The organism is Trinickia fusca (genome assembly GCF_003628145.1).
GTDB lineage: Bacteria > Pseudomonadota > Gammaproteobacteria > Burkholderiales > Burkholderiaceae > Trinickia > Trinickia fusca.
Genome location: NZ_RBZV01000002.1, coordinates 280909 through 299747 on the forward strand (window position 1 = coordinate 280909; position 18839 = coordinate 299747).

The 18839-nt window shown below is 62.7% G+C and carries 17 protein-coding genes, 2 tRNA genes and 1 pseudogene; 2 read left to right on the plus strand and 18 right to left on the minus strand.

The features are described 5' to 3' along the window. Window positions 1–34: 34 nt before the first annotated feature. The 16 genes and pseudogenes from D7S89_RS05865 to D7S89_RS05945 all read right to left on the minus strand — a co-directional run bounded on the left by D7S89_RS05865 (window position 35) and on the right by D7S89_RS05945 (window position 14721). Window positions 35–766, minus strand: coding sequence for a DapH/DapD/GlmU-related protein (locus D7S89_RS05865; RefSeq protein WP_121276571.1), 732 nt, complete (start codon window positions 764–766; stop codon window positions 35–37). Window positions 767–1021: 255 nt separating this feature from the next. Continuing rightward, a tRNA-Pro gene (locus D7S89_RS05870) sits at window positions 1022–1098 on the minus strand. A 53-nt stretch (window positions 1099–1151) separates the two neighbouring features. After that, window positions 1152–1580, minus strand: a complete 429-nt coding sequence (locus D7S89_RS05875) for a MerR family transcriptional regulator (RefSeq protein ID WP_121276573.1) — start codon at window positions 1578–1580, stop codon at window positions 1152–1154. Between the two features lie 52 nt (window positions 1581–1632). Beyond that, entirely contained in the window at window positions 1633–2046 is a 414-nt protein-coding gene (locus D7S89_RS05880) for an integration host factor subunit alpha (RefSeq protein ID WP_121276575.1), read from the minus strand. A gap of 68 nt (window positions 2047–2114) precedes the next feature. Beyond that, window positions 2115–4544: a phenylalanine--tRNA ligase subunit beta gene (gene pheT, locus D7S89_RS05885; protein WP_121276577.1), complete on the minus strand. Its 2430-nt coding sequence runs from the start codon at window positions 4542–4544 to the stop codon at window positions 2115–2117. A 105-nt stretch (window positions 4545–4649) separates the two neighbouring features. After that, window positions 4650–5663, minus strand: coding sequence for a phenylalanine--tRNA ligase subunit alpha (gene pheS / locus D7S89_RS05890; RefSeq protein WP_121276578.1), 1014 nt, complete (start codon window positions 5661–5663; stop codon window positions 4650–4652). Between the two features lie 155 nt (window positions 5664–5818). Continuing rightward, window positions 5819–6178 (minus strand): 50S ribosomal protein L20, encoded by a 360-nt coding sequence (gene rplT, locus D7S89_RS05895; RefSeq protein ID WP_121276580.1) that lies wholly within the window; start codon window positions 6176–6178, stop codon window positions 5819–5821. Window positions 6179–6207: 29 nt separating this feature from the next. Further along, the gene (gene rpmI, locus D7S89_RS05900) at window positions 6208–6405 is read right to left on the minus strand and encodes a 50S ribosomal protein L35 (RefSeq protein WP_006052501.1); all 198 of its coding nucleotides are present in this window, start codon (window positions 6403–6405) and stop codon (window positions 6208–6210) included. Window positions 6406–6626: 221 nt separating this feature from the next. After that, window positions 6627–7148 (minus strand): translation initiation factor IF-3, encoded by a 522-nt coding sequence (gene infC, locus D7S89_RS05905; RefSeq protein ID WP_121276582.1) that lies wholly within the window; start codon window positions 7146–7148, stop codon window positions 6627–6629. A gap of 51 nt (window positions 7149–7199) precedes the next feature. Further along, window positions 7200–9107, minus strand: coding sequence for a threonine--tRNA ligase (gene thrS, locus D7S89_RS05910; protein ID WP_121276584.1), 1908 nt, complete (start codon window positions 9105–9107; stop codon window positions 7200–7202). A gap of 279 nt (window positions 9108–9386) precedes the next feature. Next, a tRNA-Val gene (locus tag D7S89_RS05920) sits at window positions 9387–9463 on the minus strand. Between the two features lie 74 nt (window positions 9464–9537). Beyond that, complete coding sequence (locus tag D7S89_RS05925) at window positions 9538–11760, minus strand: RelA/SpoT family protein (protein ID WP_121276586.1); 2223 nt, start codon at window positions 11758–11760, stop codon at window positions 9538–9540. Window positions 11761–11811: 51 nt separating this feature from the next. Beyond that, window positions 11812–12165: a RidA family protein gene (locus D7S89_RS05930; RefSeq protein WP_121276588.1), complete on the minus strand. Its 354-nt coding sequence runs from the start codon at window positions 12163–12165 to the stop codon at window positions 11812–11814. 102 nt (window positions 12166–12267) lie between these two features. Next, window positions 12268–13209: pseudogene (locus D7S89_RS05935) on the minus strand (alpha/beta fold hydrolase); the annotation flags it as partial. A gap of 164 nt (window positions 13210–13373) precedes the next feature. Continuing rightward, window positions 13374–14015, minus strand: a complete 642-nt coding sequence (locus D7S89_RS05940; RefSeq protein ID WP_121276592.1) for a CoA transferase subunit B — start codon at window positions 14013–14015, stop codon at window positions 13374–13376. Window position 14016: 1 nt separating this feature from the next. After that, entirely contained in the window at window positions 14017–14721 is a 705-nt protein-coding gene (locus D7S89_RS05945; protein WP_121276594.1) for a CoA transferase subunit A, read from the minus strand. Window positions 14722–15005: 284 nt separating this feature from the next. Between D7S89_RS05945 and D7S89_RS05950 the strand changes: the two genes are divergently transcribed. After that, window positions 15006–15551, plus strand: a complete 546-nt coding sequence (locus tag D7S89_RS05950; protein WP_121276596.1) for a PAS and helix-turn-helix domain-containing protein — start codon at window positions 15006–15008, stop codon at window positions 15549–15551. Between the two features lie 6 nt (window positions 15552–15557). On the opposite strand, the gene D7S89_RS05955 is transcribed toward D7S89_RS05950, so the two are convergent. Together D7S89_RS05955 and D7S89_RS05960 are read right to left on the minus strand one after the other, a co-directional pair. Beyond that, entirely contained in the window at window positions 15558–15989 is a 432-nt protein-coding gene (locus D7S89_RS05955; RefSeq protein ID WP_121276598.1) for an acyl-CoA thioesterase, read from the minus strand. Window positions 15990–16047: 58 nt separating this feature from the next. Continuing rightward, window positions 16048–16827 (minus strand): SDR family oxidoreductase, encoded by a 780-nt coding sequence (locus D7S89_RS05960; RefSeq protein WP_121276600.1) that lies wholly within the window; start codon window positions 16825–16827, stop codon window positions 16048–16050. A gap of 208 nt (window positions 16828–17035) precedes the next feature. On the opposite strand from D7S89_RS05960, the gene D7S89_RS05965 reads away from it, so the two are divergent. Then, window positions 17036–18709 carry an electron transfer flavoprotein-ubiquinone oxidoreductase gene (locus D7S89_RS05965; protein WP_121276602.1) on the plus strand — a complete coding sequence of 558 codons (1674 nt, stop codon included), beginning with the start codon at window positions 17036–17038 and terminating at the stop codon, window positions 18707–18709. Window positions 18710–18839 lie beyond the last annotated feature (130 nt).

The window sequence follows — 18839 nt, forward strand, 5'->3', positions numbered from 1 at the left end:
GGACCCGCAACGATGCTATATTTTCCTCGCCAGCCTAAGCATCCGACTTGGCGCTCCGAACGAATCGGGCTGGAATGCCGGCAACCAGCGTGCCCTCCCCAACATCCTTCGTCACGACGGATCCCGAAGCAACGATCGCATGGGCACCGATTCGCGTTCCGGGAAGCAGCGTTGCGCCAGCCCCAATAAACGCGGAACGTTCAATGATCGGGCCCGTGATGTGTTCGCCGAATCCGGCTCGAATCTGGTTGTCATTCGCAGTGCCAACCATCGTGCTCACAAAAACATCGTCCTCGAGGCGGGCATTTCCGGTGATGTGCGTATTGTCCATGATCTTCACGCGATCACCGACGGTCGTATCGTAGTTGATCGTGACGTACCGGCTGACGATGCAGCGACTACCGATTCTGCACTTCTCGCGAATCGATGCCCCATCTCCAAGCAAAGTATTTGCACCAATCTTCACATCATAAAAGACGACCGCATGCGGCCCAATTGAGCATTCGTCGCCGATATCGACGAACCGGTCAAACTGCGGCAGGCGTGCGGTTGCCCCGGCACCCTTCGGCTCCTTGCCGACGAAAGCGCCTGGGAAGATTTCTACTCCGCGCCCGAGTCGAACGCCATCTGAGACAACAACGTGTGGATGAATAATCGTGCCGTCACCGATTTCGACCTCGCCAATGACAGCGTAAGGACCAATACGAACGTTTTCACCGATCACGGCCTTTTCAGACACGATTGCCGTTGGATGTATGTCTCTCATTTTTTACCTCTATACAGAATGACTGGGTCGATCGCGACTGCTGGAAGGATGTCCATTACAGCACACTTCCACCGTATGTTCGCATCAACAAAAACAGGTTTGCCCGGAGCGGTCGCAACCATGCTCGACGGTCTCTTGCAAGAGATCCCGGGGCCGAGCACATGCATCGATGCATATCGAGAAAAGCGCGCTATCGACGGACGAAGCGAACAAGAAAAAACCCGCACAGCATGACACTGTGCGGGTTTTTTAATCTGGTCGGGGCGAGAGGATTTGAACCTCCGACCACCTGCACCCCATGCAGGTACGCTACCAGGCTGCGCTACGCCCCGAAAGCGTGAAAGTATAACAGAGACTTTCACTAATTAGAACCACTATCGTACGACTATCGACGCAGCAAATCGATGATCCCGAGCAAGTCCTTGCGCAGCTGATCGACATCGACCGCTTCCTGCTGCGCGGCCACCTCGCCAGCAACATCCGCAGCCTCCTCGACCACCGCGTCATTCGCGCTCTGCGGCACAGCCACTTCCTCGATCACGCCACCACGCGCGTCGAGACGATTGCGTGCGCCGTTGATCGTAAAGCCCTGTTCGTACAGCAGCTCGCGAATCCGCCGAATCAACAGCACCTCGTGGTGCTGATAGTAACGGCGATTGCCGCGGCGCTTCACCGGACGCAACTGCGTGAACTCCTGCTCCCAGTACCGCAGCACATGCGGCTTGACGCCGCACAGCTCGCTGACTTCACCGATCGTGAAGTAGCGCTTCGCCGGAATCGGGGGCAACACTACTTTCTCAACCGTCGTGGTCATCGTCAGTTAACCGTCGTGGTGAAGGCCCACCCATGGGCGCGCCGCGCAACAATCAGCGCGGGAAGCTCGCTTCGGCGCCGCTCTCGACGAGCGCCTTCAGCTTTTGACTTGCGTGGAACGTCACGACACGACGCGCCGCGATCGGAATCGCTTCGCCCGTCTTCGGGTTGCGTCCCGGCCGCTGCGGCTTGTCGCGCAGTTGAAAATTACCGAAGCCCGACAGCTTCACGCTGTCGCCGCCTTCGAGCGCATCGCGAATCACCTCGAAGAACGCCTCCACCATGTCCTTCGCCTCCCGCTTGTTGAGCCCGACATTGTCGAACAGCAACTCGGCAAGCTCGGCTTTGGTGAGCGTCGGCGTTTCGGCGGAAGTGCCGACAGACGGCGGTGTCGGAATTTCGCGGATCATAGCGCCACGCTGCGCCGCAAGAAGGGCTTCGAAATCACTCGAGTTCATTTCGTTCATGTCTAAAAACGGCGGCTAACCGATGCCGGCGCCATGCGCCGGCATCCTCTCAAGCAGTTCGCGCTATCTCAGCGCAACCGGGCGCCGTAGACTCGAGCCAGGCGATCCACCAAGGCCTTGACGGCCAGATCGACCGTCTCGTCTTGCAGCGTGCCGCCTGCATCTTGCAGGGTCACGCGGAACGCAAGGCTCTTCTCGTGCGCCGCCAGGCCACCGGAAGTACTTGATTTTGCACGAAATTCATCGAACAGCGCAACCCTCTGAACGAATCGGCAAGCGTCTTCCGCGAGCGCCTTCTGCATCTCGTCGAGCAGCGCCTGAACCTCGATCTTCTGATCGACCACCACAGCGATGTCGCGTCGCACCGGCGGGAATTTCGACACTTCCGTCGGCGTCGGCAGCGCACGCTCGATCAACGCCTCGGCGTCGATTTCGAACAGAATCGGCGCATGCGGCAAGTCGTACTTCTGCATCCAGCGCGGATGCAGCTCGCCCAGCCAGCCCACCTCACGGCCATCGACCTCGATGCGCGCGCTACGCCCCGGGTGCAGTGCCGGATGCTCGGCCTTCACGAAACGCACGACGCGCGGCGCGAACAACGCCTCGACATCGGCCTTCACGTCGAAGAAGTCGACCGTGCGCGAGGCGACGCCCCACTGCTCTTCACAGGCCGGCCCGTATGCGAGTGCACCGATACGCTTGGGCTGCGCATAGCCTTCGACGACCAGCTCGCTTGCCGCAACCGACGCATCGCGCAGGAACACGCGCCCCGCTTCGAACACGCGCACACGATCGGCACGACGATTCAGATTACGACGCAGCACGTCGATGAGGCTGCCGAACAACGTCGTGCGCATGACGGACAGCTGGCTCGCGATCGGATTGACCACGCGTACCGGATGCGCATTACCCGCGAAGTCGAGCTCCCAGCTCTCGTCGACGAAGCTGAAGTTGATCGTCTCCGCATAATCGCGCGCGGCCAGCGCATGGCGGATCGTATGGATCGAGCGACGCGTCTCGTTCGTCGCACGCATCGCGTTCGACGCAACGGGCGGACGGGCCGGAATCTTTTCGAAGCCGTAAATGCGTGCGACTTCCTCGATCAGATCTTCTTCGATCTCGATGTCGAAGCGATACGAAGGCGGCGTCACCGAGAACGCTTCGCCATCGAACGCATGAACCAAGCCGAGGCGCGTGAAGATCTGCGCCATCTCCTCGGCCGTGATCGCCACGCCGATAATGCGCTGTGCACGCGCGACGCGCATCTTCACGGGCTCGCGCGTGGGAAGGTTGACGACGTGATCGTCGACTGCACCCGCCTGGCCGCCGCAGATGTCGAGAATCAGGCGCGTGATGCGTTCGATGTGCTCGACGGTCGTCGCGTAGTCGACGCCACGTTCGAAACGATGCGCGGCATCGGTCGAGAAGTTGTACTTGCGCGCGCGGCCGCGAATGCTATCGGGCCACCAGAACGCCGCTTCGAGGTAGATGTTGGTCGTGTCGAGCGTCACAGCCGTGCTGTCACCACCCATGATGCCGGCCAGGCTCTCGACCTGGTGATCGTCGACGATCACGCCGACCGTTTCGTCGAGCTCGACCGTATTGCCGTTCAGCAGCTTGAGCGATTCGCCGCGACGCCCCCAGCGCACCTCGAGGCCACCGTGGATCTTGTCGAGATCGAACACGTGCGAAGGACGCCCGAGTTCGAGCATCACATAGTTCGAGATGTCGACGAGCGCCGAGATGCTGCGCTGGCCGGCGCGTTCGAGCCGTTCGACCATCCAGTGCGGCGTCTGCGCGCGCGCGTTCACGCCGCGAATCACACGGCCCGAGAAGCGGCCGCACAGCTCAGGCGCGGCAACCTTGACGGGCAGCGTCTCGTTCAGCGTGACGGCGACGGGCTCGATCGCGAGCGGCTTGAGCGGCGCGCCCGTAATGGCGGCCGTCTCGCGCGCGACACCGAACACCGACAGGCAGTCGGCCTTGTTCGGCGTGAGCTTGATTTCGAAAATCGTGTCGTCGAGATTGAGCGTCTCGCGAATGTCCTGGCCGATCGGCGTGTCGTCGGCGAGGATCAAGAGACCGCTGTGCTCTTCCGAGAGCTTGAGCTCGCGCGCCGAGCACAGCATGCCCTGGCTTTCGACGCCGCGCAGCTTCGACAGCTTGATCGCGAACGGCGTACCACCTTCCTCGACGGGCGGCAGCTGCGCGCCCACGAGCGCGACGGGCACCTTGATGCCAGCCGCGACGTTCGGCGCACCGCAGACGATCTGGAGCACGCTGCCCGTGCCGGCGTCGACCTGACACACGTTGAGCTTGTCCGCATCCGGGTGCTTGACCACCTCGAGTACGCGGCCGACCACGATCTTCGACGTCGGCGGCGCGGCCCGGCGCAACGATTCGACCTCGAGGCCCGCCATCGTCAACGCATGCGAGAGTTGCTCCGTCGTCAGTTGCGGATCGACAAACGTTCGGAGCCAGGATTCAGGGAATTGCATGAGTGTCTACGTTCGAATGGGTTGGTCCACGTCCGGCCCGCCGCTGTTTCGCGCGGCGCTAGACCGGATCACCGCTCGCGGTGCCATCGCACCGCGCGAGCGTCGTCAGGCGAATTGCCGCAGAAAGCGCAGGTCGTTCTCGAAGAAGAGCCGCAGATCCTGCACGCCGTAGCGCAGCATCGTCAGGCGCTCGAGGCCGCTGCCGAAGGCGAAGCCGATGTAGCGCTCGGGATCGAGTCCCATGTTGCGGATTACGTTCGGATGCACCTGGCCCGAGCCCGAAATCTCGAGCCACTTGCCGGCATTCTTGCCCTCTTCGAACATCATGTCGATTTCGGCCGACGGTTCGGTGAACGGGAAGTACGACGGGCGGAAACGCACGAGGATGTCGTCGCGCTCGAAGAACTTCTTGAGGAAATCGGTGTAGACGCCTTTCAGGTCCGCGAAGCTGATGTTCTCGTCGATCCACAAGCCTTCGACCTGATTGAACATCGGCGAATGGGTCGCATCGCTGTCGACGCGATAGGTGCGTCCCGGCACGATCACCTTGATGGGCGGCGGGTTGCTGCGCGCATAGCGCACCTGCATCGGGCTCGTGTGCGTCCGCAGCAGCAGCTGACGGCCACTCGCGTCGTTGCCGTCGACATAGAACGTGTCCTGCATCGAACGCGCCGGATGGTTCTCGGGGCTGTTCAGCGCAGTGAAGTTGTACCAGTCGGTTTCGATCTCGGGACCGTCGGCCACGTCGAAGCCGATCGAGCCGAAGATCTGCTCGACGCGCTCCCACGTGCGCATCACGGGGTGCAGGCTGCCCGCGCCCTGACCGCGGCCCGGCAGCGTGACGTCGATGGCCTCGGCGGCCAGGCGCTGGTTCAGCAGCGCCTCGGCCAGCGCGTCGCGGCGCGCCGTCAGCGCCGCCTCGACCTGCTGCTTGACGACGTTGATCCGCGCCCCCTCGGTCTTGCGCGTGTCGGGATCGAGCTTGCCGAGCCCTTTCAACATTTCGGTCAGCACGCCAGCCTTGCCGAGGAAGCGCGCCTTCTCGTTTTCGAGCGTGACGCCGTCGGCGGCTTGTTCGAAGGCTGCGCGCGCGTCAGCGACAATCTGATCCAGATCCATTGATCCCTTCATTTCAACGTCGATGAATAGTTACGAAGCGAAGAAACGCTTCACCAACAAAAACGGGGCTCGGTGAGGAGCCCCGTTTCTGTCGCGGCGATATCGGCGCGGAGCCGACATCGCCACCACGAACCACGCAGTGACTAATTTCTCAATTAGGCTGCAACGGCGGCTTTCACCTGCTTGACGATCGCAGCAAAAGCAGCCTTGTCGAACACGGCCATATCGGCCAGGACCTTACGGTCGAGTTCGATCGACGCCTTCTTCAGGCCGTTGATGAACACGCTGTAGGTCATGTCGTGCTGACGCACCGCCGCGTTGATACGCGTGATCCACAGTGCGCGGAACACACGCTTCTTGTTGCGACGGTCACGATACGCGTACTGACCAGCGCGCATGACCGCCTGCTTGGCGATGCGATAGACGTTATTGCGGCGGCCGCGGTAGCCCTTCGCAAGATTAATGACCTTCTTGTGGCGGGCACGTGCTGTAACCCCACGTTTGACTCGAGGCATGTTTCGCTCCTATGAGTGTCGGTTAAGGGTTAAGCGAACGGCAGCATTGCGCGCACGGAGTTCAGATCGGAATCATGAACTGCCGTCGAACCGCGCAAGTGACGCTTGTTCTTCGTGGTTTTCTTCGTGAGGATGTGGCGCTTGAAGGCTTGACCGCGCTTGACGGTACCGCCCGGACGCACCACGAAGCGCTTTGCAGCGCTCTTCTTGGTCTTCATCTTAGGCATGACAACTCCAGTTTATTAGATGGCGATGGGTGTGCGGTTGGCTCGATGACCCTTGACCCGCCCTTTGGAACCCAGTCCACTTGTGTGCAGCGCGCCGTGGCCGGCCGCCGCTTTTTCATGAATCGCGCCCGGAGCCCGGGCGTGATTCCGAAACCTGCTCGATACCACTTCGCGAACCGCGCGCCGAACCTGCCTCTCAGAGCCGGCCTGCGCGCGACGCGTCACTTCTTCTTTTTCGGCGAGAGCACCATGATCATCTGGCGCCCTTCCATCTTCGGCATCTGCTCGACCTGCCCGACCTCTTCGAGATCGGTGCGCAGGCGCTCGAGCATACGCATGCCGATTTCCTGGTGCGCCATTTCACGGCCCCGGAAACGCAACGTGATTTTCGTCTTGTCGCCCTCTTCCAGGAAGCGGACGAGGTTGCGCAGCTTGACGTTGTAATCACCGTCGTCGGTACCCGGGCGGAACTTGACTTCCTTGACCTGGATGACCTTCTGCTTGAGCTTGGCCTCGTGCTGTTTCTTCGCTTCCTGGTACTTGAACTTGCCGTAATCCATCAAACGGCAAACGGGCGGGACCGCCTGGGGGGCGATTTCCACCAGATCCACGTCCTGCTGTTCCGACATGCGGAAAGCATCTGCCAGTTTCACGATGCCGAGGGGTTCGTTGTCGATTCCGACCAGACGCACCTCGGGTGCCGTGATTTCACCGTTGATGCGATGCGACTTATCCGTAGCGATGTTACGTTTCCTCTAAAAATTAAAAAAACGAGCCGCGCTGCCTCAGTGGCTTCACTGGAACGCCTGGACTTCCTGACGCAGGCGTTCAACGAAGGTGTCGATCGGCATCGAGCCCAGATCCACACCGCCACGAGCACGCACGGCTACCGTTTGTGCATCACGCTCTTTGTCGCCGACCACCAGCAGATACGGCACTTTTTCGAGCGTGTGCTCGCGTATTTTATAGCTAATTTTCTCGTTGCGCAAATCGACCTCAACCCTAAGCCCTTGTTTTTGCAACGATTGAGCTAGCGATTGCGCATATTCCGATTGACTTTCGGCAATATTCATTACCACGGCCTGCGTCGGCGCCAGCCAAGAGGGCATTGCGCCCGCATGGTGCTCGATCAAAATGCCGAGGAAACGCTCCATCGAGCCGACGATCGCCCGGTGCAGCATCACAGGGCGGCGACGGCCGTTGTCCTCGGCCACGTACTCGGCGCCCAGACGCTCGGGCAGGACCATGTCGAGCTGCAGCGTCCCGCATTGCCAGGAACGGCCGAGCGCGTCCTTGATGTGATACTCGATCTTCGGACCGTAGAACGCACCCTCGCCTTCGAGCTCTTCCCACTGCAGACCGCAAGCCGTCAGCGCTTCGCGCAACCCTGCTTCTGCGCGATCCCAGATCTCGTCGGTACCGGCACGTTGCTCAGGACGCAGCGACAGCTTGATGTCGATTTTCTCGAAGCCGAAGTCGCGGTACACGCTCATCGCGAGCGTATTGAACTTGATCGACTCGGCGATGAACTGCTCTTCCGTACAGAAGATGTGCGCATCGTCTTGCACGAAACCGCGCACGCGCATGAGGCCGTGCAACGCACCCGAGGCCTCGTTGCGATGGCACGAGCCGAATTCGGCGTAGCGCAGCGGCAGGTCGCGATACGAACGCAGGCCATGCTTGAACACCTGCACGTGGCCCGGGCAGTTCATCGGCTTGATCGCGTAGTCGCGCTTCTCCGACTCCGTCGTGAACATGTTCTCGCGATAGTTCTGCCAGTGGCCCGACGCTTCCCACAGCGAGCGGTCCATGACCATCGGCGTCTTGATCTCGAGGTAGCCATCGGCATTCACGCGGCGACGCATGTATTGCTCGACCTGCTGCCACAGCGACCAACCCTTCGGATGCCAGAACACCATGCCCGGCGATTCGTCCTGCAGGTGAAAGAGGTCGAGCTGCTTGCCGAGCTTGCGGTGATCGCGCTTCTCCGCTTCCTCGAGCATGTGCAGGTAGGCGTCCTGCTCTTCCTTCTTGGCCCAGGCCGTGCCGTAGATGCGCTGCAGCTGCTCGTTCTTCGAGTCGCCGCGCCAGTACGCGCCCGCGACCTTCATCAACTTGAAGACCTTGAGCTTGCCCGTCGACGGCACGTGCGGGCCGCGGCACAGGTCGGTGAAGCCGCCGTGCGAATAGAGCTTGATGTCGTCGCTGGCCGGGATCGACTCGATGATCTCGGCCTTGTACTTCTCACCGATGCTCTTGAAGTACTCGACCGCCTCGTCACGCGACACGACGCGGCGCGACACGAGCTCGTCCTTCTTCGCGAGCTCCAGCATGCGCTTTTCGATCTTCTCGAGATCGTCAGGCGTGAAGGGACGCTGATAGGCGAAGTCGTAGTAGAAGCCGTTGTCGATGACCGGCCCGATCGTCACCTGCGCTTCGGGATACAGGTCTTTCACCGCGTACGCGAGCAAGTGCGCCGCCGAGTGACGAATGATGTCGAGGCCGTCCGCGTCCTTCTCGGTCACGATCGCCAGCGATGCGTCGCGCTCGATCAGCGTCGACGTATCGACGAGCTCGCCGTCGAGCTTGCCGCCGAGCGCGGCCTTGGCCAGGCCTGGGCCGATCGATGCCGCCACTTCGGCAACCGTCACCGGATGATCGTACTGTCGAACCGAACCGTCGGGCAGGCGTATCGAAACCATTGCGTTCTCTCCCGATGCCTGTTTGAGGCGGCATCAAAAACTTCGGTTGGCGGTAAAAGCAACAGAAACCAGCGGGTAAAAAAAATGCGGCCCCGCTTTCGAGGGGCCGCATTCACTTTCCACAAACTGCAAACAAAACAGGGCGAAAGAGGTCCTCGACTAGCGTCGCTCCGAAAATGTTTCGGTAAACGTTCGCGATGTCATAACCATTGCGCCTTTTGCGCTCTCGCGCGTCCTGCTTTGTGTGAGAGCCCGGCGAACCGGGCTCTCGATTTTCGTTGGTAGGCTCGATTGGACTCGAACCAACGACCCCCACCATGTCAAGGTGGTGCTCTAACCAGCTGAGCTACGAGCCTGCGAAGAAATGAGATTATATGGACCCTATTCCGCCTTTGCAAGCACTTTCTTCACCTCACCTAAAAAAAGTGCTTCAAGCCTTGCGTGACGCACGCACGACGCCGCTCACCTCGCCCAGCAACGAGCACGCGCGCTGGACTTGCGACGAGCTCGATACCTCCACCGTGAATTGCATGAAGGCCGCATTGCGTCGTGTCATCGACTTCACGCCGACCACGTTCATCTTCTCGCGCGCGAACACTTCGGAGATGTCGCGCAAGAGGCCTTGGCGGTCATTGGCCTCGATCGCGATGTCGATCGGATACACCGATGAGCCGCGCCCGCCGAGCACATCGGCCGACCACGCCGTCTGCAGGACACGCTCGGGCGCGCGCGTGGCCATGCGCTGGAACGTCACGCAGTCACTGCGGTGAACCGACATGCCCTTGCCGCGCGTCACGAAACCGCTGATCTCATCGGGCGGCGCGGGCCGGCAGCAACGCGCGAGCTGCGTGAGCAGCGCATCGACGCCGACGACGAGCACGCCCGTCGATGCGCCGCGCGCGACGCTCGCCCCGCTGCCGCGCTTTTCGAACTGCGCGGGCACGTCGATCTGCGGCTCCGGCGCGACCGCTTCCGAGAGCGCCTGCTCGATGTTGCGCAGACTGTACTCGTCCTTGCCGACGACGTTGAACAGATCCTCCGGCGCCTTGAAGCCGAGTTTCGCCGCGAGCTGATCGAGGTTGACGGACGTCTTGCCCTCGCGTTGCAGCGTCTTTTCGACCATCGCGCGGCCGTTCGCGATGTTCTCCTGCAGCTCGATCGCATTGAACCACGCACGCACCTTCTGACGAGCGCGTGCGCTGTGCAGATAGCCGAGCTGCGGGTTCAGCCAGTCGCGGGACGGCCCTCCTTCTTTCACGGCCACGATCTCGACCGTCTGCCCGTTCTGCAGCGGCGTGTTCAGCGGCACCATCGCGCCGTCCACACGCGCGCCGCGGCACCGGTGGCCCAGGTCGCTGTGCAGGTGATAGGCGAAATCGACGGGCGTCGCGCCTTGCGGCAGCGCGATCACGCGCGCCTGCGGCGTCAGCACATAGAGGTGATCGTCGTCGAGCGTGGCCTGTCGCAACTGCTCCCACGGCTTGCTGGCATCCGGCCCGCCTTCGGCCACGTCGTCCTTCCAGGCCAGCAGCTGGCGCAGCCACGCGATCTTCTCGTCGTATTTGTCGCTCGCGGTGACCTGGCCGCCGTAGCCGCGCGTGCCCGCTTCCTTGTAGCGCCAGTGCGCGGCGACGCCGTATTCGGCGAAGCGATGCATCTCGTGCGTGCGGATCTGCACTTCGAATGCGCGCCCGTCGTCGCCGATCACGACCGTGTGCAGCGACTTGTAGCCGTTCGGCTTGGGCCGCGAAATGTAGTCGTCGAACTCCTTCGGCACGGGCTGCCAAAGGTTGTGCACGATGCCGAGCACCGTGTAGCAGTCCTTGATGTCGGGCACGATCACGCGGAACGCGCGCACGTCGTACAGCTCAGCGAAATCGAGCGCCTTGCCGCGCATCTTGCGCCAGATGCTGTAGATATGCTTCGGGCGTCCGCTGACATCCGCCTGAATCTGCGCCGCCGCCAGCTCCTCTTTGAGCCGCTCGATTGCACCCGCGACATAGGTTTCGCGCTCCGCTCGCTTTTCGTCGAGCAGCTTCGCGATGCGCTTATAGGTATCGGGATCCTCGAAGCGAAACGCGAGGTCTTCGAGTTCCCACTTCAACTGCCAGATACCCAGGCGGTTCGCGAGCGGCGCGTAGATGTCGAGCGTTTCGCGTGCCGCGTCGGGCGGCGGTGCCGTCTTCGTGGCCGCGTAGTAGCGCAACGTCTGCAAGCGCGACGCGAGACGGATCAGCACCACGCGGATGTCCTGCGCGAACGCGAGCAACATCTTGCGCAGCGCTTCGATCTGCGCGCGGCGGGCCGCCTGTGCATCGCGCCCGGCATCGAGCATCGGAGTCTGCGCCGCACGCAGACTCACCGTGCCGAGACGCAGCAGCTTGCGCACGTCGCCGACGAGCTGCGCGACTTCCTCGCCGAAACGCTCGGCGAGGAGCGTTTCGGGGTCCCTCAGATGCGGCGTCAACGCGAACAGCGCCGCGGCTTGCACCGCCGGCGGGTCGACGTTGAGCTTGCTGACGATCGCCGCCGTGCCGGCCGCATGATCGGCAAGCAGCTCGCCCGAGGGCAGCCGCGCATCGTGGGCGTGCTCGCGCACGAACGCGAGCGCGTCTTCGTACGGCGGCGCGCTAGTACTGGTTTCGACCATCATGGTGCAGCGCTCATCGAGCCAAACAAACCCAACGCGAACTTCAACTGCGGCTCAGCTCCGTTGTGCGGCCACGACGACGATTTCGACGAGGCATTCGGGGTTCGCCAACTTCGCTTCGACGGTCGCGCGCGGCGGCGTCGCGCCTGCCACCACCCAGCTGTCCCACACTTCGTTCATGCCCGCGAAGTGCACCATGTCCGACAGATAGATCTGCACCGACAGCAAATGCGACTTGTCGCTGTTCACTTCGGCGAGCAGGCGGTCGATGTGGCCGAGCACTTCGCGCGTCTGCCCCGTGATGTCCTGCGCCGTGTCTTCTGCAATTTGCCCAGCGAGGTAGACCGTGCCGTTGTGGATTGCGATTTCCGACAGGCGCGGGCCAACGTGATGACGAATGACTGCCATGTAGAGATGTCCTTTCTTGATTGATTCGATGAAGGGTTGATCGACCGTTGCCGCGCACGGACTCACGCGTTCGCGCCCGCACGGCAGACTCGTATTATGACGCTATGACGCCGGCGCAGCATCGCCCGTGAAGAACCGGCGCGCGATGCCGATCTGCGCGGCATCGAGGAAGGCCGGCGCGTGCCCGGAGCCCGCGATCTCGACGCTCGAGACAGCCCGGCCGCGCTCGACCATCCGCTCCATCGTCTCGCGCGAGAGCAGATCCGACTGGGCGCCGCGCACGACCAGCATAGGCGCAGCGACCGCCTCGAACAGCTGCCACAGCATACGCTCGGCGCCGAGCCCGGCATCCGGACTCGGCGCGGCCAAAGGCAACGCGATGGCCGGATCATAGCGAAACGCCCATGCGCCATCGTCACGCTGCCTCAATAACGGCGTATTGATCTCGCGCCACTCGTCGGCCGTCAGCGGACCGAACGACACCGCGAGGTCGGCCGCGCGGTCGATGCCTTCCTGGAGCGTCGCGAACCGCTCCGGCAGGCCGACGTACGCACGGATACGATCGAGCGCGGCCGGCTCGATGTGCGGACCGATGTCGTTCACGAGCAGCTTCGCGATCGGGGTGCCCGGCAGCGCAGCCAGTGTGAGACCGATGAGGCCGCCCATCGAGGTGCCGAACCAATCGACCGTCTCGACGTCGAGCCGCGCGATCAGCGCGACCATGTCGGCCACGTATTGCGGCACGATGTAGCGATTCGGGTCGGACAGCCAATCCGACAAGCCGCGCCCGGCCACGTCGGGGCACACGACGCGATAGACGTCGCTGAGCGCGGCCGCCACGCGATCGAAGTCGCGCCCCGAACGCGTGAGCCCATGCACGCAGATGAGCACACGCGGATTGTCCGGATCACCCCACTCCGTGTACGCCATCCGATGCAGGCCCGTCGGGTTCGCGCATTGGACGAAGCGCTGACGCGGCGCAGGGCTGCTGGCACGAGAGCCTGAAGCTGCGGTGGCGGACGACGTACTCATCGAACTGTCCTCATGACTGAACTAAAGATTGGCGATCGCAACCGATTGTAGTCGCTCGGCGCAAGCCCGCTCCGCGTGCGAGCGTGCGGCCGCTGCAACCAATCAAAGAAAAACGGGCGAGGCACACGCCTCACCCGTCATGGCATCGCACTGGCGAGCTCACGCTCGCATGAGACTCACTGCACGGCGCTCACATCGAGCGGCGCACCGGTCTTGGCCTGGATCTCGTCGATCGTCACATCCTTGGCGAGCTCCACGAGCTTCAAGCCTTGAGGGGTTACGTCGATGACGCCCAGATCGGTGATGATGCGATCGACGACGCCCACGCCCGTCAGCGGCAGCGTGCACGACTCGAGGATCTTGTGCTGGTCGCCCTTGGCCACGTGCTCCATCAGCACGACCACGCGCTTGACGCCCGCGACCAGATCCATCGCGCCGCCCATGCCCTTGATCATCTTGCCCGGAATCATCCAGTTGGCCAGATCGCCGGTCTTGCTGATCTGCATGGCCCCCAGAATCGCCAGGTTGATGTGCCCGCCGCGGATCATCGCGAACGAATCGGCCGACGAAAAAATCGACGAACCGGGGAGCGTCGTGATCGTCTGCTTGCCCGCGTTGATGAGGTCCGCATCCACTTCGTCTTCGGTCGGCGACGGCCCGATGCCGAGCAACCCATTCTCCGACTGCAGCCACACCTCGATGCCCGGCGGCACGTAGTTGGCGACGAGCGTCGGCAGGCCGATGCCGAGGTTCACGTAGAAGCCGTCTTGCAGCTCGCTGGCCGCGCGCGCGGCCATCTCTTCACGAGTCCATGCCATCTCAGTCTCCCTTTGCGCGCACGACGCGTTGTTCGATGCGTTTTTCCGGATGCGCATTGAGCACGATGCGCTGCACGAAGATGCCCGGCGTATGGATGGCATCAGGATCGAGCTCGCCGACCTCCACGATCTCTTCGACTTCCACCACCGTGATGCGCCCCGCCGTCGCGCACATCGGGTTGAAGTTGCGCGCCGTGCGGCGATAGATCAGGTTGCCGGACTTGTCGGCCTTCCACGCCTTCACGAGCGCGACGTCGGCCGTCAGCGAATGCTCGAGCACATACTGGTTCTCGCCGAACTGACGCGTCTCCTTGCCCTCGGCGATGATCGTGCCGTAGCCCGTTTGCGTGAAGAAGGCGGGAATGCCCGCGCCGCCCGCACGCAGCTTCTCGGCCAGCGTGCCCTGCGGCGTGAATTCGAGCTCGAGCTCGCCCGCCAGGTACTGGCGCTCGAACTCCTTGTTCTCGCCCACGTACGACGAAATCATTTTCTTGATCTGGCGCGTCTCGAGCAGCAGGCCCAGGCCGAAGCCGTCCACGCCCGCGTTGTTGCTGATACACGTGAGGCCCTTGACGCCCGTATCGCGCAGCGCCGCGATCAGCGCCTCGGGGATGCCGCACAGCCCGAAACCGCCGACGGCCAACGTCTGCCCGTCCTTGACGATGCCTTCGAGCGCAGCGGATGCGCTTGGATAGACTTTGTTCATCTGAGTGTCCCTTCCACGATTGGAAATCCGAAAACCGCATCGGCGCGGCATGCATCGAGCGGTTTTCGACGCTTCATCATTCTAGGGCTTGCCGACGCTAATGCCAGGCCCTGGTCAGCGGCGGCGGCCGGCCCGCGTCGAGCCGTCTCGCCGAGCCCCGCGTTACCTGCCGGAGCGCTCGCCAGGAATGCGCAAAAGGGTACGATGCGCCGCGCTTGCGGCACAATACGCAAAAATACATAAGCAAAAGCCCGCCGGCTCCGTGCTCGGACGCGCCGCGAATCATGTCCCAAATCGATTACCAGACCGCCTTTCATCTTGCGCCGATCGGGCTCGTGCTCTCGCGCGACCGCATCATCGAAGACTGTAACGACGCCCTTGCCGGCATCTTCCGCTGCTCGCGCGAGACGCTGATCGGCAAATCGTTCAAGGTGCTGTATCCGTCGCCCGACGAATTCGAACGGATCGGCGAGCGCATCGGGCCCATCATGACGGCGCAGGGCAGCTATGCCGACGACCGCATCATGAAGCGCGCCGACGGCGAGCTGTTCTGGTGCCACGTCACGGGCCGCGCGCTCGAGCGGCATGCGCCGCTGGCCGCCGGCATCTGGACCTTCGAGGACTTGAGTGCGACGCGCCGCGTGGCCGTCGAGCTGACGCCACGCGAACGCGAGGTCGCCGCACAGCTCGCCACGGGCAAGACGAGCAAGCAGATCGGCCGCGCGCTGGACATCAGCTCGCGCACCGTCGACATCTACCGCGCGCGACTCATGCGCAAATACGGCACCGGCAATGCGACCGAGCTGCTGCAGCGACTGCTGGGTCAGTGACGCGCGTTACAGCGCCCTTTCAAGGACGGGATGCTCGAGCAACTGGCGTAGCGGGTCCGGCAGCGACACCGACTTGCCGGCGGCATAGTCGATCCACACGCAGCGCGCTGCGCCGCGTGCATAGACCGTGCCCGGATCGTCGGCGCGCACGAGTTCGAAACCCGTGTCGAAACTGCTGCGCCCCGGCGTGCCGACCGACATGCGGCCGATCACGTTGCCGGGGTAGTGCAACTGCTTGAGAAATTCCATCGACGCATTGACGATCACCGGGCCCTGCCCCACCTCCTTGCCGCCGACGAGCCCCAGGTGCTCGAACCAGCTGATCCGCACCTGCTCCATATAGCGGAAATAAACGGTGTTGTTGACGTGGCCGAAAGCATCCATGTCGCCCCAGCGGATCGGCATCGACATTTCGAACACGGGTTGGTAATCGTTCATCGTCACTTCTGTCACTTCTCTTCAGCAAAAGGAAAAATCTGCTCGGCCTGGCCGAGGTTCATGCAAGGCTGAAACCGTCGTCGACCGAGATCACCGCGCCGTTGATGAATTGCGATTCGTCGGCCGCGAGCAGCAGCACCAAGCCGTCGAGATCCTCGGGCTGCCCGACGCGTCGGCGCGGCAGCATCGACAGCAATTTCTGGCCCTGCTCCGTCGACCAATGTTGATGATTGATCTCCGTATCGATGTAGCCGGGGCAAATCGCGTTGACATTGATGCCATGGCGCCCCCATTCGAGCGCCATCGCCTTGGTCATCTGCACGACGGCCGCCTTGCTCATCGAGTACAGACCGATCTGCGGCAGCACGCGCAAGCCCGCCACCGACGCGATGTTGATGATGCGGTACGCCGGCTTCTGCGCCGCGCCGCCCGAGCGCATGATCATGCGCTTGGCCACTTCCTGCGCGACGAAAAATGCGCCGCGCGTATTCGTGTCGAACACATATTCGAAGTCGGCCGGCGTGACGTCGGTCAGCTTCTGCGTGGTCGACACGCCCGAATTGTTGACGAGGATGTCGATCGTGCCCGCCTCGGTTTCCGCATGGGCGACGGCCGACTTGATGCTCTGGTAATCCGTCACGTCGAGCGACACCACGTGCGCCGCGCCGCCCGCCGCCTCGATTTCGGCGCGCAGCTCCTTCAAGCGCTCGACACGCCGGCTGGCCAGCACCACCTTCGCGCCCGCCTGCGACATCACATGCGCAAAGCGCTTGCCGAGCCCGCTCGAGGCACCGGTGATCAGCGCGACCTTGCCTTCCAGATTGATCGAACGGCCCATAGTCGTTCCTCTTGGTCGTTAAGGAATCCGCGGTGTCCAACGACCCCGCGGACAAATGCAGTTGCCATGCTCGAGCGGCGCGCAAGAGGCCCCACTCTACCATGTAAATAGAACGATCGTGCTAATCTGAAGCGATTCGGTTGCAGCGCCACATTCGTTCGCTGACAATACCATCCCGAAAAAGCATTCTAACGGCAGAGGAGCCTCCATGACCCCCGAAAGTCTCATCGAGCAATACGGTCCACGCGAGTCGATGGAGTACGACGTCGTGATCGTAGGCGGCGGCCCCGCGGGCCTTTCCGCCGCCATCCGCCTGAAGCAGCTCGCCCAGGAAAAGGGCGTCGAGCTCGGCGTGTGCGTGCTCGAGAAGGGCTCCGAGATCGGTGCTCACATCCTATCGGGCGCCGTCATGGACCCGCGCGCCATTAGCGAGCTGATTCCCGACTGGAAGGAAAAAGGCGCGCCGCTGAACGTCGAAGTGACCGAAGACCGTTTCCTGTTCCTCTCGGAAAAAGGCGCGGTCAAGACGCCGAACTGGGCCCTGCCCGGCATCTTCAAGAACCACGGCAACTACGTCATCAGCCTCGCGAACGTCACGCGCTGGCTCGGCCAGCAGGCCGAAGCGCTCGGCGTCGAGATCTTCCCGGGCTTTCCGGCCGCCGAAGTGCTGTACCACGAGGACGGCTCCGTCAAGGGCGTCGCCACCGGCAACATGGGCATCGGCAAGGACGGCGAGCCCACCGAGAACTTCCAGCTCGGCATGGAGCTGCATGCCAAGTACACGCTGTTTTGCGAAGGTGCGCGCGGGCATCTGGGCCGCCAACTCTCCGACAAATTCCAGCTCGCGAAGGACGCCGATCCGCAGGTCTACGGCATCGGCATCAAGGAGCTGTGGGAGATCGATCCGGCCAAGCATCAGCCCGGGCTCGTGATCCATACGGCCGGCTGGCCGCTCGACACGCAAACCTACGGCGGCTCGTTCCTCTATCACATCGACAACAACCAGGTGATGATCGGCTTCGTGGTCGGCCTCGGCTATACGAATCCGTATCTGTCGCCGTTCGAGGAATTCCAGCGCTACAAGACGCACCCCGAGATCCGCAAGTTCCTCGAAGGCGGCAAGCGCATCTCGTACGGCGCGCGCGCGATCACGGCAGGCGGTCTCATGTCGCTGCCCAAGCTCGTGTTCCCGGGCGGCGCGCTCGTCGGCGACGATGCAGGCTTCCTCAACGCCTCGCGCATCAAGGGCAGCCATGCCGCCATCAAGAGCGGCATGATGGCCGCTCAAGCGGCGTTCGATGCCGTGCAGGCCGGCCGTCAAGCCGATGAACTGCTCGCCTACCCCGAGGCCTTCAAGACCTCGTGGCTGCACGAAGAGCTCCACCGCGCGCGCAACTTCAAGCAGTGGATGAGCAAGGGCCTGTACCTCGGCACGCTGATGGTCGGCCTCGAACAGAAGGTGCTGGGCGGCAACGTGCCTTGGACGCTGCATCACAAGCACCGCGATCACGAGATGCTCAAGCCGGCCGCGCAGTGCCAGCCGATCGTCTATCCGAAGCCGGACGGCAAGCTCACGTTCGACCGTCTCTCCTCGGTGTTCCTCTCGAACACGAACCACGAGGAAAACCAGCCCGCGCACTTGACGCTGAAAGATGCATCGGTGCCCGTCAACGTGAACCTGCAGACCTACGCGGGCCCCGAAGGCCGCTATTGCCCGGCCGCCGTGTACGAGTTCACGAAGAACGACGACGGCAGCGACAAGCTCGTCATCAATGCGCAGAACTGCGTGCATTGCAAGACGTGCGACATCAAGGATCCGACGCAGAACATCGTGTGGGTTACGCCTGAAGGTGGCGGCGGGCCGAACTACGCGAACATGTGATGGCGATAAGGATTGCCTAGGGCTCGCGCGTCGGCTCGACGACGCGCAAGCCCGAATGCATCAATGCGAAGGGCGCTGATGACGAATCAGCGCCCTTCTCTTTTAGAACGACCGGAAGCGTCGAGCGGGC

What these genes read in the sequence shown, in the direction of transcription:
- D7S89_RS05865 (WP_121276571.1), bottom strand. Translation starts at nt 766, where the DNA reads ATGAGAGACATACATCCAACGGCAATCGTGTCTGAAAAGGCCGTGATC.
- D7S89_RS05875 (WP_121276573.1), bottom strand. Translation starts at nt 1,580, where the DNA reads ATGACCACGACGGTTGAGAAAGTAGTGTTGCCCCCGATTCCGGCGAAG.
- D7S89_RS05880 (WP_121276575.1), bottom strand. Translation starts at nt 2,046, where the DNA reads ATGAACGAAATGAACTCGAGTGATTTCGAAGCCCTTCTTGCGGCGCAG.
- pheT (WP_121276577.1), bottom strand. Translation starts at nt 4,544, where the DNA reads ATGCAATTCCCTGAATCCTGGCTCCGAACGTTTGTCGATCCGCAACTG.
- pheS (WP_121276578.1), bottom strand. Translation starts at nt 5,663, where the DNA reads ATGGATCTGGATCAGATTGTCGCTGACGCGCGCGCAGCCTTCGAACAA.
- rplT (WP_121276580.1), bottom strand. Translation starts at nt 6,178, where the DNA reads ATGCCTCGAGTCAAACGTGGGGTTACAGCACGTGCCCGCCACAAGAAG.
- rpmI (WP_006052501.1), bottom strand. Translation starts at nt 6,405, where the DNA reads ATGCCTAAGATGAAGACCAAGAAGAGCGCTGCAAAGCGCTTCGTGGTG.
- thrS (WP_121276584.1), bottom strand. Translation starts at nt 9,107, where the DNA reads ATGGTTTCGATACGCCTGCCCGACGGTTCGGTTCGACAGTACGATCAT.
- D7S89_RS05925 (WP_121276586.1), bottom strand. Translation starts at nt 11,760, where the DNA reads ATGATGGTCGAAACCAGTACTAGCGCGCCGCCGTACGAAGACGCGCTC.
- D7S89_RS05930 (WP_121276588.1), bottom strand. Translation starts at nt 12,165, where the DNA reads ATGGCAGTCATTCGTCATCACGTTGGCCCGCGCCTGTCGGAAATCGCA.
- D7S89_RS05940 (WP_121276592.1), bottom strand. Translation starts at nt 14,015, where the DNA reads ATGGCATGGACTCGTGAAGAGATGGCCGCGCGCGCGGCCAGCGAGCTG.
- D7S89_RS05945 (WP_121276594.1), bottom strand. Translation starts at nt 14,721, where the DNA reads ATGAACAAAGTCTATCCAAGCGCATCCGCTGCGCTCGAAGGCATCGTC.
- D7S89_RS05950 (WP_121276596.1), top strand. Translation starts at nt 15,006, where the DNA reads ATGTCCCAAATCGATTACCAGACCGCCTTTCATCTTGCGCCGATCGGG.
- D7S89_RS05955 (WP_121276598.1), bottom strand. Translation starts at nt 15,989, where the DNA reads ATGAACGATTACCAACCCGTGTTCGAAATGTCGATGCCGATCCGCTGG.
- D7S89_RS05960 (WP_121276600.1), bottom strand. Translation starts at nt 16,827, where the DNA reads ATGGGCCGTTCGATCAATCTGGAAGGCAAGGTCGCGCTGATCACCGGT.
- D7S89_RS05965 (WP_121276602.1), top strand. Translation starts at nt 17,036, where the DNA reads ATGACCCCCGAAAGTCTCATCGAGCAATACGGTCCACGCGAGTCGATG.